The organism is Flammeovirgaceae bacterium (assembly GCA_015180985.1).
Taxonomy (GTDB): domain Bacteria; phylum Bacteroidota; class Bacteroidia; order Cytophagales; family Cyclobacteriaceae; genus UBA2336.
In genome coordinates, this window is record CP054185.1 from 1,030,006 (window position 1) to 1,043,994 (window position 13,989).

Consider the following 13,989-nt stretch of genomic DNA (forward strand, 5'->3'; position numbering starts at 1 on the left):
AACGCATACTTTTGCATCGAAGTTTATGAATAACCAAGACGAGGGGACAGAACAGTCCCCTCTTTGTTTTGGTGGTTTTTATGGAAATACGGGATAGCATACGGGAATTGGCCGAAAAATACCTGAAAGACAACTCGCAGTTTATTGTGGACGTCATCGTTTCCCTGCGCAGAAACCCGAAAAAAGTTTTAGTGATACTGGATGGCGACCAGGGTGCTACCATTGACGATTGTGCCGACTTAAACCGGGCGCTTTCTGAATCACTCGATAAGGTGAACCTGATTGAGGGACGGTACGTGCTGGAAGTGTCAACTCCGGGGCTTGATCATCCGCTGCAACTAAAGCGGCAGTATTACAAAAACATAAACCGCAAGGTGCGTGTAAAAACTGCTGCTTCTGCTGTTGAAGGCGTGCTGATTGCGGTAACTGATGAATCAATAACAATTCGCCAGACTTCCGGAAACAACAAAAAAAAGGAGATAAAGGAAATAATTATTCCGTTTACTGAAATAGAAAAAACGTTTGTGTTGGTTTCATTTAATTGATGACTATGACAACAATGAATGCTGCAAACCTGATTGAGTCGTTTGCCGATTTTGCGAAACAGAAAAACATCGATCGCCCCACCATGATCCGCATCCTTGAAGATGTTTTCCGGAACATGATTAAAAAGAAGTACGAAACCGATGATAATTTTGACATCATTATCAATGCCGATAAGGGCGATCTGGAAATCTGGCGCTTCCGCGAAATAGTTGATGACGACTCCGAAGACATCTGGGATCACGACAAAATCGCACTGTCGGAGGCACGCAAGATTGAACCGGATTTTGAGGTGGGTGAGGAAGTGGCTGAGCAGATTTACCTGGAAGACTTCGGCCGCAGGGCAGTAACCACCGCGCGCCAAACCCTTATACAAAAAGTTAAAGACCTGGAAAAGGATATCCTCTTCCAGAAGTACAAAGACCTAGTTGGCGAAATCATAACCGGTGAGGTTTACCAGGTGCTGAGCAAAGAAGTGTTGCTGATTGATGCCGAGGGCAATGAAATCTCCATCCCGCGAAGTGAACAAATTCATAAAGACCGGTACCGCAAGGGCGAAAGCGTACGGGCCATTGTGCACAAAGTGGAGATGGTAAACGGCAACCCGAAAATTATTTTATCAAGAACCTCGCCCGTGTTTTTGGAGCGTTTGTTTGAACAAGAGGTGCCCGAAGTGTATGACGGACTGATTACTATTAAAAAAGTAGTACGCGAGCCTGGCGAACGGGCGAAGGTTGCCGTTGAATCGTACGATGACCGGATTGACCCCGTAGGCGCCTGTGTGGGTATGAAGGGTTCGCGTATTCACGCCATCGTTCGTGAATTGCAGAATGAAAACATTGACGTTATCAATTATACTGAAAACCTGGAACTCTATGTTCAACGGGCACTGAGTCCGGCAAAGATTTCATCCATTAAAATTGATAAAGAGAATGGCCGTATTTCGGTTTACCTCAAACCCGATCAGGTATCGCTGGCCATCGGTAAAGGCGGACTAAACATTAAGCTGGCAAGCCGGCTGGTAGGCTATGAAATTGATGTGTTCCGCGAACTGGATGGTCAAACTGAAGAAGATGTAGATTTGGACGAATTTGCCGATGAAATTGAAGGCTGGGTGATTGATGAACTCAAGCGCATCGGGTTGGATACCGCCAAGAGCGTACTTAACCTGAATAAAGATGAGTTGGTTCGAAGAACCGATCTGGAGGAAGAAACAGTTGAAAGCGTACTGCAGATTCTGAAGAAGGAATTTGAATAAATCGTTAAATACCAGTCGGCAGCGGCAGTAACTTTTTAAAGTCCTTAAAAAAGGGCAATATTTGAGCATGGCAGAAGAAAAAATGATAAGGCTAAACATGGCGGCACGAAAACTCAACGTGGGCGTGCACACGGTAGTTGAGTTTTTAGCTAAGAAGGGTTTTGCCATCGATGAGAACCCAAACACCAAGTTAACGCCTGAGCAGTTTGCTCTCCTGTCCAAGGAGTTTGCCAATTCAGCAACTGAAAAACTGGAGGCCTCCGGATTAACCATCGGCACCAAGCATGGTGAAAATATTACCATCGAGCGCGAAAAGGAGGCAGCCAAGAAACGGCTTGAAGAAGAGGAAAGCATCCTGATTAAAAACCTGGTTTCAAAAGATCTGAAGGTTAAAGAAGAAGCAAAACCTGAAAAGATAGAGCGCGAAAAACCAAAACTTGAAGGCTTTAAAGTAGTGGGCAAGATTGAGTTGGAAAAAAAGAAAGCCGAGCCTGCCGAAGAAAAACCCGAACCAGCACCACAAAAGGAAAAAGAAGAAGTTAAGAAGCCCGAGCAGGAAGTGATTAAAGCCAAAGCGGATAAACTTCAGGGTTTAAAGGTGCTCGACCGGATAAGCCTACCTGAAACGGACAAGAAGAAAGATCAGCCTGTTGCTTCATCCGATTTAAAAGAGGATGCAAAGAAAGGAAAGCGCCCGCGCAAGCGAATTGCCCCGGCTACCGATGAACAGGGCAGGCCCCGTGGCGGCAAGCCCGTTACTCAGCGCAGTTTAAAAGAAGAACCATCCGAAAAAGAAATTCAGGAACAGATTCGTGCAACACTGGCTAAGCTTAGTGGTGGCTCTAAAAAAACTGCCGGCTCGAAATACCGCAGAGAAAAACGACAGGCCATTTCAGAAGCACAGGAACAACAAATTCTTCAGGAGCAGGCAGCCTCTAAAACCCTTAAGGTTACCGAATTTATTTCGGCCAACGATTTGGCCTCCTTAATGAATGTTTCGGTAAACGATGTAATCTCCACCTGTCTTGGACTCGGCATGTTCGTATCCATTAACCAACGGTTGGATGCCGAGGCGATAACCGTAATAGCCGATGAATTTGGTTATGATGTGCAGTTTATAACCGAAGAGGAAACGGAACCGGTTAAAGAAGTTGAGAGTGAAGAGAACCTGAAACCCCGCGCCCCCATTGTTACCATTATGGGGCACGTTGACCACGGTAAAACTTCATTGCTGGATTACATACGCAAAACAAAAGTTACCGCCTCCGAAGCGGGAGGTATAACCCAGCATATCGGAGCGTATGATGTTACCACCAAGAATGGTAACAAGATTGCTTTTTTGGATACCCCCGGCCACGAAGCATTTACCGCTATGCGCGCCCGCGGTGCCAAACTTACCGACATTGCCATTATTGTTGTGGCTGCCGATGATGATGTGATGCCGCAAACAAAGGAGGCCATCAACCACGCGCAGGTGGCCGGTGTGCCCATTGTAATTGCCATTAACAAAATTGATAAGCCAACCGCCAACCCCGATAAAATCAGGGAATCGTTATCGAAGATTAATATTTTGGTTGAGGAGTGGGGAGGAAAATACCAGTGCCAGGAAATCTCGGCCAAATCGGGCAAGGGGGTTGATGAGTTGCTTGAGAAAGTTTTGCTCGAGGCCGAGTTGCTAAACCTCAAAGCCAATCCTGATAAACCCGCTGTTGGTTCAATCATCGAAGCTTCGCTGGATAAAGGCCGTGGATATGTAGCAACAGTTATGGTGCAAAGTGGCACCCTGCATATTGGCGATGTTATGCTTGCCGGTGCTCATTATGGCCGTGTAAAGGCCATGTTTGACGACACCGGGGCAAAAATAAAAGAGGCGGGTCCTTCAACCCCGGTGCAGGTGCTTGGTCTTGATGGCGCCCCGCAGGCAGGTGAGAAATTCCAGGTGATGGAGTCGGACAGGGAAGCGCGCGAACTGGCAGCCAAACGCGGACAGATTTTGCGCGAACAGAGCATCCGAACCAAAAAGCACATTACACTTGATGAGATCGGGAGACGCCTGGCCATTGGCAACTTCAAGCAGCTGAATGTTATTGTAAAAGGCGATGTGGATGGCTCGGTAGAAGCGTTGTCGGATTCGCTGTTAAAATTATCTACCAAGGAGATACAAGTGGCCATCATCCACCGTGGTGTTGGCCAGATTTCTGAATCGGATGTGTTGCTGGCTTCGGCTTCCGATGCCATTATTGTAGGTTTCCAGGTGCGGCCGTCCTCATCAGCCAGAAGGCTGGCTGAAAATGAAGAGATTGAAATAAGGCTTTACTCCATCATCTATGATGCCATCAACGAAATTAAGGCTGCCATGGAAGGCATGCTGGCTCCGGAGCAGGAAGAAGTGATTGTGGGCAATGCCGAAGTGCGCAACATCTTTAAAATATCAAAAGTGGGTACCATTGCCGGCTGCATGGTTACCGATGGATACATTAAGCGCACCAACCCTATCCGCCTCATACGCGATGGCATTGTGGTGTATGCGGGCAAGCTGGCTTCGCTGAAGCGGATGAAAGATGACGTAAGCGAAGTAAAATCGGGCTACGATTGTGGTATGGGCATTGAAAACTTTAACGACATCAAAGAAGGTGACGTTATAGAAAGTTACGAGATGCGCGAAGTGAAGCGAACGCTTTAATAAGCAATCGTCCTACGACTTCAAGCCGCAGGACGATTAAACCAAAAAGAACTAATCAAAACTTTACAGTTGGAGCAACCTCCGATCCCTGAGCAGCCTGGAAGCCTTTACGGGTTTCAAAGGTTTCGCCTTTTCCGAAGGTTGACAAGGCCATGCTTTTAAAGTAGCCCCGGATGTAGGCGTTGTATTCTTTAACCGCTGCGTTGTAACGTTGGCGTGCCACGTTAATGCGGTTTTCGGTTCCTTCTAATTGCGATTGCAAATCCTGAAAATTCTCAGTCGAGCGGATTTGCGGATAGGCCTCAAAGGCCAGGTTAATGGCCGTATTTATCTGACGGCCCGCGCGATCGAGTTCTTCCGGAGTTTTGGCATTAACAATGCCGGCACGTGCCTGAGTTACTTCGCGCAAAATGGTTTGTTCATTCTCGGCCGCACCTTTAACGGTAGCCACCAGGTTGGGCACCAGGTCGGCCCTGCGTTGGTAAGTGGCTTGTACATCTTCCCAGGCCTGGTTGGTTTCCTCCTGCAGTTTTACTGCGGTGTCGTACACACCGGTGCCCCAGAAAAAGAAGAACAGGCCCCCCAGGATGATAATGGCCAGTATCCCTCCGATAATTGCTAATAATGTAAACATACCTCTGTTCATAGTTTAGTTATTGAGATGATAAAATGAAAATTAGCGATTATTTTCAATTAACCCCGGTAGCGGATTAAAAAATTACACCGCTGTTCCTTCCGTCATTTTTTCGGCACTGTCGGCAATGCGCAACTGCTCAATGAAGTCATCAATTTCACCGTTCATAATGGCGGGCAGGTTATGCTGGGTAAACCCGATGCGGTGATCGGTTACGCGGCTTTGCGGATAATTGTAGGTGCGGATTTTTTCGGAGCGGTCGCCACTGCGTACTAATGATTTACGCGCTGCACCAATTTCATTTTGCTGTTTTTGTACCTCCAACTCATACAACTTTGCTTTCAGCATTTGCATAGCCCGTTCGCGGTTGCCGTGTTGCGAGCGCTCAACCTGACATGTAATTACAATACCGGTGGGCTTGTGGGTGAGTTGAACTTTGGTTTCCACCTTATTCACGTTCTGACCGCCTGCACCACTCGAACGGGCCGTTTGTACTTCAATATCGGCCGGGTTAATTTCAATATTTACATCTTCAACTTCAGGCAAAACCACCACCGAAGCAGCTGAAGTATGTACACGCCCCTGCTGTTCGGTAGCCGGTACCCGCTGAACACGGTGTACACCCGATTCAAATTTTAAGAGGCCGTAAGCATTATCACCACCAACACTGCATATAATTTCTTTGTAACCACCCGCGGTTCCTTCGGTAAAGTCAATCACGCTCATTTTTAATCCTTTGCGGTCGCAGTAGCGTTGGTACATGCGCCACAAATCACCGGCAAAAAGGGCTGCCTCATCGCCACCGGTGCCGGCCCGGATTTCAAGAATGCAGTTCTTATCATCGTTGGGATCTTTGGGAATCAGCATCTCCTTGAGTTCCGATTCTAGTTGCCCGATGCGGGGTTCCAGGTCATCAATTTCCATCTTCGCCAGTTCCCTCAACTCGGCATCTTTTTCTTTTTGAAGCACTTCGCGCGCATGCTGATAACTGTTTTTGGCACTTAACAACTCGTTATATTTTACCACTATTTTTTCGAGGTCTCGGTACTCTTTACTGAGTTGGGAGAATTTCTTCTGGTCGTTCAGTATCTCAGGCTGTACAATTAATTGCCCTACTTCTTCAAACCGCAGTTTAATATCTTCGAGTTTAGCAGTCATGGCTAAAAAATGACCCCAAAGTTAACAAATCCGTGGAAGACAGTTTTTTAACCTGTAGATTTGAAGTGATGATGCACCGTGCTTTGCTTTTATACCTGTTCATCCTTGCCGCGTGTGGTGGAAACCTTTCAGACGAACAGCGCAGGCAGTTGCGCGATGCACAACAACTGCAGGCTATACGGAAAATACCTGAAGCAGAGTTGCTCACTGAAGCTTTTGACCGGGGCCGAAAAATAGTGAGGATACTGCAGTCTCGGCAGCCCCGGGCACAACAACTTGATTCGATAAGTAAGGCGTACCTGGCAGTGATTCGCTGGCGTGAACTTTCGGCATCCAATGCCCTTGACATCGAACAACAGGTGATTGAAGCGTATCTCGCAGCAGCCGGCTCCGGTGCTCCTGTTGCTGACAACGTGCAGCGTATCAGTACAGACAGCCTCCTTTACACCATGCCGCTCACGCGCTACCGGCCCGACAGCGTGCTTGAGGTTACAGGGGTTTGGAGCATCCGCATGGCTATACGCGATGTTGTGCTGGGAATGAACAACCAGTAACTATTCCGGTTTTTTTACCAGTAAAATTTTTTCCTTGAAAAACCCTTTACGGATAAGGTCTGTAAGTTTTTTTGATGTGGGGTCTATTACATATCGGGGGTTGCCATTGGTTGCGGTTTTTATAACCGGTACTTCAGCGTTTAACCTCTCAAGAAATTGTTTTCGTTCTTCTTCGTTTTCAGGAACATTCTCCATTTCCATTAATTGCAGGTCGCCATTCTTTTTGCGTTGCAACACGCGAAGGTGCCAGCTATAGGTTGCCCGGCTGTTTACAAAGTAGTACCCTTTGTAATGCTTTAGTATCAGGCTGTCGCTCAGTAAAAATTCTTCTACTTTTTCATTTTTGTCTTTGGGCTCCAGCCGGTATCCGTTTTCAAAAATTACCAGTATGTCGTCAAGCCGGATGCCGTCTTCAGTAAGGTAGTAGCTTCCCTGAAGTTTCCTGGGTACTTTGGCCAATGCCGGCACCCCTTTTGGCTGGGGTTCCTTATAGGTGATTTCCAGGCAAGACGTGGCCAATACGGCAATGATCAGAATAAAAAAGTAACGCATACCCTACGAAAGATAAGGAAAGTGAAACATCTGTTGCAACGAGCCTTTCTCTTTATGTGTCTAACCGGGAAGACGTATTTTTGTACGATGAGGTTATCGCAGAGGTTTTTTCTCGTATTGCTGTCGGCTGCATTTTCCTGCAATCCGGGCGATGGGGAGGCGCCATCGGTACTTTCTTTATCATACGACTTTGCACAGACTGATCACGGCTGGACCGGTGATTTTGCCGATTATCCCGAAGGAGACTCAGTGACCTACGAACTTGTTTTTAAACATGACACACTGCCCACTAACCTGAACAACAACGGTACGCTGAAGGCTCTGATGATCTCGGGCAATAACCTGAGCGATGATTTGTTCATGTTCATTAAGAAAAAGATTGCAGGCCTTAGGCCTAACACGGTTTATCACATCTTGTTTAACGTCCGGTTGGCATCCAACGCGCCTACAGACGCAGTTGGCATAGGCGGTGCTCCGGGTGAGAGTGTTATTTTGAAAGCGGGCCTAACGCTAACCGAACCGTTAAAAATACTGGATGATGACTCCTATTATCGCATGAATGTGGATAAAGGCAACCAGTTACTGGAGGGAGAAGATGTAATAAACCTTGGCCATATCGGGGTTGCAACAAATACTACACAATACACTACCATCTTCAGAAACAACAATAGTGGCTTTCCCTTTCAGTTTACTTCAGACGAAACCGGTGAGACCTGGGTGCTTATCGGAACGGATTCGGGTTTTGAGGGGAAGACCACTCTGTATTACACGAAAATTGATATTCTTTTCAATGAAGTTGGACCAAAATAGCAACTCTTTATTTTTTTTGATCTTGATTTTTGCTTTTTCCTATCTTTAAAGCCCAACAAATACATCTTATGAGATTAGCCAGTTTATTAGCCTGTGCATTGTGCATGGGTGTTTCATGGTATGGCCATACCCAGGGAATTGTAAACAAGCTGAAACAAAAGGCTGCCCAGGCAACTGAACGGGCTATTGAAAAAAAGATTGACCCAAATTCAGGAAATCAGAACAGCCAGGGTAATCAGCCCGGCAATCAATCCGGCAATCCTTCCAACACCAGCGGGACGGGCCTGGTAATTACCCCACCGGATGTGAAGCAGAATATTGCTGAGGCGGAGGCTTCCTTCAAGGCAGGCAATTATTCAGACGCACGCTACGCAATACGGCAGGCCATGTTGGGCGTTGAAATGGAGATAGGTCAGAAAGTACTGGCTTCACTGCCCGAAAGTGTGGTAGGCTTGAAAAAAGAGACGGAGTCGGATAAAGTAACCAGCATGGGATACGGATGGGTAGGTTTAACCATTCACCGCGAATACTCATCGGGTAACAAGCAACTGTCAGTTGACATAGCCAATAACTCAGCATGGATGTCGGCTGTAAATGCCTATCTCGCATCGGGTGGTTACGCCCAGCAATCATCGGGCGGGCAGCAAAACTGGAAGCAGACGAAAGTGAAAGGGTATAAAGGTATTATTGAATTCAATGAAGGCTCGGGGTATAAACTCAGCGTACCCATCGGTCAATCATCATTAATCGTGTGGCAGGGGATAAATTTTGCTACCGAGCAGGATGTGATGAACGCAGCTAATGCGTTTGACATTGATGGTATAAAGAATAAACTGGGAGAGAAATAAGTAAGGTATTATGAACAAATCAGTTATCTACGGTATTCTGTTTTTTTCAGCACTGAATACTTCGGCACAGGAATTTGAGAAGAGCATTGCCAGTGCACGTTCAGCATATGGTTCGGGTAATCTGGAAGATGCGCGGTTTAACCTGGAAGGAGCTTTACGCGAAATTGATATTGCCATCGGCAAGGAAATTATGAAAGTATTGCCAACAACATTAGGGGGAATGGCTTACAACGCAAAAGATGATAACGTTACCGGAACATCGGGCGCACTAATCGGAGGACTGTATGTTCACCGCACGTATGGTAAACCGGATGGAAAAAATGTAACTCTTGACATCATCAGCGATTCGCCCCTGATGGCCGGAGTAAACGCTATTTTATCCATGCCCATGATTATGAACAGCAGTGATGGCACGCAGAAGGTGATTAAGGTACAGGGATATAAAACCTTACTTACTAAGCGCAGTAATGAAAACGGCCAGACAACAGGGTACGATGTGCAAACACCGTTTGGCAACTCCATGCTTACGCTCTATTGCCAGGGGATAACCACTGAGGCCGAAGCTACTCAACTGGCCAATGCCATTCCGTTGGAGAAGGTGATCAAACTCGCACAATAGCAATTGGCTCTAATTTTAAATTAGAAGGGAGTGAACGGACTCACTTTTTATTCGTTTATCCAGATTATCTTATCATCAACCGGATTGCGGTTGCGAGGTCTTGGCGATTCTTTGAGTGAACCGATATGAAAGAAACCGAGGATTCGATCATCCGGGCCAAGACCAAACGCGGTTTTTGCTTCTTCAAAATAAGTTATCCCCCCGGTGCTCAGGTAACAGCCTAAGCCATATGCAGTGGCCGTCAGATACATGTTTTGAATGGCACAAAATACAGCCCCGGCTTCTTCAATTTCGGGTATCGATTTTTTTTCGTCACGCTTCATATACACCAATACAATGTGAGAAGATTCCATGGGTTTGCGCAGCAGGTTTTGATAGCGCTCTTCTTTAAACGTGCCATCTGCCTGAGTTACCTTTTTATATACAGCAGCCTGCAATTCAGCCAGTTTTTTTCGGCCTTCACCTGAATACACAATAAACCGCCAGGGTTCAGTGAGTTTATGCGTGGGTGCGCAATTTGCATTTTCCAGAAGTTGAAGTACAATCTGATCATCAACCGGAATGCCGGAATAATCCTTTGGGAAAACCGATCGCCTGGCCTGAATGAGTGCAGTTGCCTGTTCGGGGTTCATAGCAATTTATTTTTTTGAAAGGTAGTGAGGAAATAAAAAAGCCGCGGTTAAGCGGCTTTGATTTTTTCCTGATCGTTTATTCTACTGACCGGGAGTTGGATTTACCACCGCATGCGCAATAAACCATACTCCGTCATTGACTACATCCGGATCGGCAAAATTGATTGTATATTGGTAATAGGTCGAGCCGCTGGGAAACTTAACCGTATGCCCGTATTGACCGGGCGCGGCCGTAGTTGGCCTGTTATCGGCTGCATAAATGTGCAGTTCTTTCATCGTCCACCCAGTATCAATTATATAAGTAATTGTACCAATGGCCGTTGGGTTACCATTTATCACCACAGTAGCATACTCCACAGCCAGCCGCCCAACTTTTGTTCCCTTGGTTATATCGTTTTTGGCAGCACCGGCATAAATATCAAATGAAAATTCAAGGGGCTCATCAGCATTAATGGCCCAGCCCCAACGGTTTGAGATATTTAACCCCGGCAAGCACTCCGGATTAAACTCGTTGCAACCACCCTGCACAAAAACCCAGTTGCCTTTAGCGAATGCCGTTTCATCATCGCTCACCGGGGGTTCGGGTGCGCTGCAGCAAATAATCTTGTACTTCATAATAAAGGCCCATCGGTTAAAGCAAGGGATGGGGAAATCACCTCCGAATGCATGCTCGCCATCCACTTCGGCATACGCAACGAACAGCAGATTTTTATTGCAATCCAATTTGCGTTTAGCCAGTTCGTCCAGCGAAATGGTGAATGTATATGTGCTGGCGTTATTTGCATGGGCTTTATAAAAGAAGTTAACCAGAACAGGATTACCCGATTGGGTGCGCGGCATGTCTTTCAGATCGGCACCAACCCACAGAAAAAGTTTTTGCAAACTTTTAGTGGTAAAATAGGTAACATACAGATTCTTATCATCGTTGCTGATGGTAACACTGCCCAAATCTTTATCGCGGGCAAACAAATCGTAAACCGCGGGAGCGGTACACGGCTTAACATCGGGCGGTAAGGTAAGCGGCCCGTTATCGCCCTTGGGTTTACTGTAACGTGCGGCTGACGAGGGGTCGTATGCTTCCCATAAATCCTCTTCTTCACCGGCAGCGGCCAGTTCTTCGGCATCCTGAACCTGGCACGATAATACCAAGGCCGGAAAAAGCAGCCATATCAGTTTCTTTTTCATGGGTGTTGTTTGACAATAGTAAAACTAAGCAAAATTTCCTTAAAAGCCTTCAATTCAAGCGTTTAGAAAGCTAAATAGGTGTAAGTGCCTGTAAGTAACCCTATTTTGGGAACATTTTGGGATCGATGGCGGGGATCAACTTCAAAGCATTTTTGTAGTAAACCTTCTTCAATACCTCATCGGGTAGTTCCATGCCGTACATCCGCCAGAAGGCATGGTACCGCTTGTGGTAAGGGAAATACTCATCGGCTGTTTCAAGCACCCGGAAATAGGTAGTGTATTCTTCGGGTACCCACGAATCTTTGCCAAACAGCACGCGGTCCTGGTAGCGGATGATGAAGTCGCGGGCCGTGCGTGGCTGCCTGCCCAATTCGGCTATTACCGCACCAATTTCAACATACATATTGGGCATAGCGTCCATCAGCTCGCCCAGTTTTTTTAAGTCGTTCGGGTACCAGCCCATGTGAGCATTGATGAAGGTTGTCTTCGGGTGTTTTTTAAAAACATTGTGCTGCTCCTGAATCAGCTGTTCCCATGGTGCCGGATCAGTCTCACTTCGCTTGCGCGATGGAACAGTTTTCAGCTCAAGCCAGCGTTCGTTTTTTTCGTCCATCGGATCCCAGAAGGATTTCGGGTCGGCTGTGTGAATGAGTACGGGTATTTTAAGGTCTCCGCATTTCGCCCAGATGGGATCGATGCGCGGATCATCCACCCGGATGCGGTTGCCCTGGCTGTCGCGGGCACTCATGCCCAGGCTCTTGTAAATTTTCAGGCCCATGGCTCCCCGTTTTACATCGGCTTCAAGTAGCTTGAGTGTGCGTGCCTGCCATTCCGGATTATCAATATCGGTGAAGTCTATATTGGTGAAAAGAATAAAACGCTTCGGGTAATGCTGATTAATTGCCTCGATGGATTTTTCCAGATGGTCTCCGCTTCTGCGAAACCCGCGACCGCTCAGATTTACCATTACGGCCATGTTGAGTTTATCCATTTCTGCAATCAATGCGTTCAGGTTGCCGGGCGAGGTCATATCGCCCTGGTGGTTGTGGATGTCGATAAACGGAAATTTGGCACGCGTAAGTTTATGCTCTTCTACCACAAGTGTTGAAGGAGGATCGTACGCCTCGAAATCCATTTTTAATTCCTCCTTTTGCTGGCTCTTGGCACAAAAGAACAGGCCGAGAAGGATGGCCGAAGCAGTGCAGCGTAGTAACATGGGTTAAGTTTTACATAAAAATACGTGCGATAAGACCCGGAGGTTAAAGAAACCTATGGGTGTACTTATACCATGTTTGAATGGCACTATTCGTGTATGAATACGCTAACCCGTCAAATTTTGATAACTTGGCTGCGTTAAAACAAAAAGTCTGATGAAGTTATCCCGCTCCCTACTCACCTGCTTTATTTTGTTAGTCATCAGCCTTCAGGCGCAGGACCTGGAAACTGTCCGAAAGAAGATCAAGGCACAGGATTTTAAAGGGGCAAAAGCCGACCTGACAAAAATTATTGACGGCAATCCGAAAAACAAACATGCATTGGCCTTGCGTGGGGAAGCCCGCATGGGATTGAATGATTTTTACGGGGCCATCAGCGATTACACATTTGCATTGGAAATTGACTCCACCTTTGCCGAAGCGTTAAACCTGCGCGGTGAAGCGAAAGTAGCCCTTAGCGATAATGAGGGAGCTATTGCTGATTTTGATAAAGCCATCAGGTTCAACCCAAAGTTTACCGAAGCCTATACCAACCGGGGTTTTGCCAAATACAACATTGAAGATCTGCAGGGCGCTTATTTTGATTTTTCGAAGGCACTGGAACTGGGCCCGCCCGATGCCGATAAATATTTCAACCGGGGTGTTGTAAAAGCAGAGCTGGGCGAATACGTAAGCGCAGTGGATGATTACAACAAAGCGATTGAACTTGATAAATCCGATGCCAGCCTGTACAACTACCGGGGGGTGGCCTTTTACAACCTGAGTAATTTTGACCGGGCTATTGCCGATTACAACGAAGCCATCAAACTCGACCCGAACGATCCGCTGAAGTATGAAAACCGCGCGCTGGCGCGCAGCGCCAAGGAAGATTACAAAGGTGCGTTGGACGATTACAACAAGGCCATTGAACTCAATCCCGATGATCCGGAAACACTAAACCTTCGCGGTGTTGTTAAGTTTAATTTAGATGATCATGACGGGGCGATAAAAGATTATACGCAAGCTATTGAACTGGACCCCACCAACCCGGTGTACTACGATAACCGTGCGCTGAGCCGCACAGAAAAGGGCGACCTGGCAGGCGCGGTTGAAGATTACTCATCTTCCATTGAATTATATCCTACTGATCCGGAAACCTTTTACCAGCGGGGCCTTGTAAAACTGCAGATGGGCAACAAGTACGATGCCTGCCTGGATTTTAAAACGGCAGAGAGTTTAGGTTCAGCCGAAGCGAAAGCGGCTATTAAAAAGAACTGCAAGTAATGAGGGAATCGGCCTCATCTCACACCCCCCTTAATC

Annotated in this window: 14 protein-coding genes; 8 read left to right on the top strand and 6 right to left on the bottom strand. The window is 46.8% G+C overall.

The window, feature by feature from the left end; translation table 11 throughout:
• Positions 1 to 80: 80 nt before the first annotated feature.
• The 3 genes from HRU69_04880 (at position 81) to infB (ending at position 4,484) form a co-directional block, all read left to right on the top strand.
• Complete coding sequence (locus tag HRU69_04880; protein ID QOI96867.1) at positions 81 to 545, top strand: ribosome maturation factor RimP; 465 nt, start codon at positions 81 to 83, stop codon at positions 543 to 545.
• 14 nt (positions 546 to 559) lie between these two features.
• Positions 560 to 1,801, top strand: coding sequence for a transcription termination/antitermination protein NusA (gene nusA, locus HRU69_04885; protein ID QOI98827.1), 1,242 nt, complete (start codon positions 560 to 562; stop codon positions 1,799 to 1,801).
• Positions 1,802 to 1,868: 67 nt separating this feature from the next.
• Positions 1,869 to 4,484 carry a translation initiation factor IF-2 gene (infB, locus tag HRU69_04890; GenBank protein QOI96868.1) on the top strand — a complete coding sequence of 872 codons (2,616 nt, stop codon included), beginning with the start codon at positions 1,869 to 1,871 and terminating at the stop codon, positions 4,482 to 4,484.
• Between the two features lie 55 nt (positions 4,485 to 4,539).
• Here the strand turns inward: infB and HRU69_04895 are convergent, their stop codons facing one another.
• Both HRU69_04895 and prfA read right to left on the bottom strand, forming a co-directional pair.
• Positions 4,540 to 5,130: a LemA family protein gene (locus HRU69_04895; GenBank protein ID QOI96869.1), complete on the bottom strand. Its 591-nt coding sequence runs from the start codon at positions 5,128 to 5,130 to the stop codon at positions 4,540 to 4,542.
• Between the two features lie 72 nt (positions 5,131 to 5,202).
• Positions 5,203 to 6,276: a peptide chain release factor 1 gene (gene prfA, locus HRU69_04900; protein QOI96870.1), complete on the bottom strand. Its 1,074-nt coding sequence runs from the start codon at positions 6,274 to 6,276 to the stop codon at positions 5,203 to 5,205.
• Between the two features lie 68 nt (positions 6,277 to 6,344).
• Here prfA and HRU69_04905 point away from each other — a divergent pair, with 68 nt between their 5' ends.
• Positions 6,345 to 6,830, top strand: a complete 486-nt coding sequence (locus tag HRU69_04905) for a hypothetical protein (GenBank protein QOI96871.1) — start codon at positions 6,345 to 6,347, stop codon at positions 6,828 to 6,830.
• On the opposite strand, the gene HRU69_04910 is transcribed toward HRU69_04905, so the two are convergent.
• Complete coding sequence (locus HRU69_04910) at positions 6,831 to 7,382, bottom strand: hypothetical protein (GenBank protein QOI96872.1); 552 nt, start codon at positions 7,380 to 7,382, stop codon at positions 6,831 to 6,833.
• Positions 7,383 to 7,469: 87 nt separating this feature from the next.
• On the opposite strand from HRU69_04910, the gene HRU69_04915 reads away from it, so the two are divergent.
• The 3 genes from HRU69_04915 to HRU69_04925 all read left to right on the top strand — a co-directional run bounded on the left by HRU69_04915 (position 7,470) and on the right by HRU69_04925 (position 9,659).
• Positions 7,470 to 8,192 carry a hypothetical protein gene (locus HRU69_04915; GenBank protein ID QOI96873.1) on the top strand — a complete coding sequence of 241 codons (723 nt, stop codon included), beginning with the start codon at positions 7,470 to 7,472 and terminating at the stop codon, positions 8,190 to 8,192.
• A 68-nt stretch (positions 8,193 to 8,260) separates the two neighbouring features.
• Positions 8,261 to 9,040 (top strand): hypothetical protein, encoded by a 780-nt coding sequence (locus HRU69_04920; GenBank protein QOI96874.1) that lies wholly within the window; start codon positions 8,261 to 8,263, stop codon positions 9,038 to 9,040.
• Between the two features lie 10 nt (positions 9,041 to 9,050).
• Positions 9,051 to 9,659, top strand: a complete 609-nt coding sequence (locus HRU69_04925) for a hypothetical protein (GenBank protein QOI96875.1) — start codon at positions 9,051 to 9,053, stop codon at positions 9,657 to 9,659.
• Positions 9,660 to 9,706: 47 nt separating this feature from the next.
• On the opposite strand, the gene HRU69_04930 is transcribed toward HRU69_04925, so the two are convergent.
• The 3 genes from HRU69_04930 to HRU69_04940 all read right to left on the bottom strand — a co-directional run bounded on the left by HRU69_04930 (position 9,707) and on the right by HRU69_04940 (position 12,692).
• Positions 9,707 to 10,291, bottom strand: a complete 585-nt coding sequence (locus tag HRU69_04930; GenBank protein ID QOI96876.1) for a nitroreductase — start codon at positions 10,289 to 10,291, stop codon at positions 9,707 to 9,709.
• 81 nt (positions 10,292 to 10,372) lie between these two features.
• Positions 10,373 to 11,476 carry a hypothetical protein gene (locus HRU69_04935; GenBank protein QOI96877.1) on the bottom strand — a complete coding sequence of 368 codons (1,104 nt, stop codon included), beginning with the start codon at positions 11,474 to 11,476 and terminating at the stop codon, positions 10,373 to 10,375.
• Positions 11,477 to 11,576: 100 nt separating this feature from the next.
• Positions 11,577 to 12,692, bottom strand: a complete 1,116-nt coding sequence (locus HRU69_04940; protein QOI96878.1) for an amidohydrolase family protein — start codon at positions 12,690 to 12,692, stop codon at positions 11,577 to 11,579.
• Positions 12,693 to 12,846: 154 nt separating this feature from the next.
• Between HRU69_04940 and HRU69_04945 the strand changes: the two genes are divergently transcribed.
• Entirely contained in the window at positions 12,847 to 13,953 is a 1,107-nt protein-coding gene (locus HRU69_04945) for a tetratricopeptide repeat protein (protein ID QOI96879.1), read from the top strand.
• Positions 13,954 to 13,989: the final 36 nt, after the last annotated feature.

Excerpts from the sequence above, each read along its gene's own strand:
- HRU69_04925 (QOI96875.1), top strand. The coding sequence starts at position 9,051 with ATGAACAAATCAGTTATCTACGGTATTCTGTTTTTTTCAGCACTGAAT.
- prfA (QOI96870.1), bottom strand. The coding sequence starts at position 6,276 with ATGACTGCTAAACTCGAAGATATTAAACTGCGGTTTGAAGAAGTAGGG.
- HRU69_04930 (QOI96876.1), bottom strand. The coding sequence starts at position 10,291 with ATGAACCCCGAACAGGCAACTGCACTCATTCAGGCCAGGCGATCGGTT.
- HRU69_04920 (QOI96874.1), top strand. The coding sequence starts at position 8,261 with ATGAGATTAGCCAGTTTATTAGCCTGTGCATTGTGCATGGGTGTTTCA.
- HRU69_04880 (QOI96867.1), top strand. The coding sequence starts at position 81 with ATGGAAATACGGGATAGCATACGGGAATTGGCCGAAAAATACCTGAAA.
- HRU69_04905 (QOI96871.1), top strand. The coding sequence starts at position 6,345 with ATGATGCACCGTGCTTTGCTTTTATACCTGTTCATCCTTGCCGCGTGT.
- HRU69_04945 (QOI96879.1), top strand. The coding sequence starts at position 12,847 with ATGAAGTTATCCCGCTCCCTACTCACCTGCTTTATTTTGTTAGTCATC.
- HRU69_04910 (QOI96872.1), bottom strand. The coding sequence starts at position 7,382 with ATGCGTTACTTTTTTATTCTGATCATTGCCGTATTGGCCACGTCTTGC.
- HRU69_04895 (QOI96869.1), bottom strand. The coding sequence starts at position 5,130 with ATGAACAGAGGTATGTTTACATTATTAGCAATTATCGGAGGGATACTG.
- nusA (QOI98827.1), top strand. The coding sequence starts at position 560 with ATGAATGCTGCAAACCTGATTGAGTCGTTTGCCGATTTTGCGAAACAG.
- HRU69_04935 (QOI96877.1), bottom strand. The coding sequence starts at position 11,476 with ATGAAAAAGAAACTGATATGGCTGCTTTTTCCGGCCTTGGTATTATCG.
- infB (QOI96868.1), top strand. The coding sequence starts at position 1,869 with ATGGCAGAAGAAAAAATGATAAGGCTAAACATGGCGGCACGAAAACTC.
- HRU69_04940 (QOI96878.1), bottom strand. The coding sequence starts at position 12,692 with ATGTTACTACGCTGCACTGCTTCGGCCATCCTTCTCGGCCTGTTCTTT.
- HRU69_04915 (QOI96873.1), top strand. The coding sequence starts at position 7,470 with ATGAGGTTATCGCAGAGGTTTTTTCTCGTATTGCTGTCGGCTGCATTT.